At 65.0% G+C, this 626-nt stretch carries 1 protein-coding gene and 1 pseudogene; one reads left to right on the forward strand and one right to left on the reverse strand.

What is annotated here, in order from left to right; translation table 11 throughout:
* Nucleotides 1-39: 39 nt before the first annotated feature.
* A pseudogene (locus ABD323_RS43605) lies at nt 40-251 on the reverse strand (NF041680 family putative transposase); the annotation flags it as partial.
* Nucleotides 252-385: 134 nt separating this feature from the next.
* On the opposite strand from ABD323_RS43605, the gene ABD323_RS43610 reads away from it, so the two are divergent.
* On the forward strand, nt 386-626 hold a 241-nt coding region (locus tag ABD323_RS43610), incomplete at its 3' end, for an LbetaH domain-containing protein (RefSeq protein ID WP_486327185.1).

Genomic DNA, 626 nt, shown 5'->3' on the forward strand with positions numbered 1-626 from the left:
GGTCACGTACTCGCCCGCTGAGCACACTGAGCTTGATCTTTAACCTCGTGTGGCGAGGTGGGCTTGGAGTGTGGGTTCGCGTTTGACGGTCTTTCCGACGCCGTGGCGGGGCGCCGGCTTGCGGTTCTTCGAACCCGCCGGGCGTCCGGGACCGGGACGGGAGGGTTTCGGCACTCGGGCCGGGGGGTGAGGACTTCGGCGCGGATGTTGCGGAACCCACGGCGGACCCGGGCTGGCGTCAACGTAGCCGGCGTCCATGACGAGCAGGATGTCCGGGGTGCCGGTGGTTGTCGGAAGCCCTCGGTTTTGTCTCCGTCGACACTCCTTGAAGTTGATCATCCGGTGAGCCTTGTCCGGTCACCGGTGCACCGGAGATGATCACGGCATGTCCAGCGACCGTCTCATGCGCATTCGCAGTGCCGAGTTCCAGGCCATGGCCGAGAGGGTTCTGCGGGTCACCGAGCTCACCTCCCGCCTGAACGTCCTCCCGTTTGAGGACGAAGTGGGCAAGGCGGAACTGTTCGAACAGATCCTCGGCAAGCCGCTGCCGCCGGGGGTCACGATCTATCCGCCCTTCTACACGGACCACGGCCTGAACCTCGATCTTGCCGAGCGCGTCTTCATCA

It is taken from the genome of Kitasatospora nipponensis (genome assembly GCF_039528135.1).
Taxonomy (GTDB): domain Bacteria; phylum Actinomycetota; class Actinomycetes; order Streptomycetales; family Streptomycetaceae; genus Kitasatospora; species Kitasatospora nipponensis.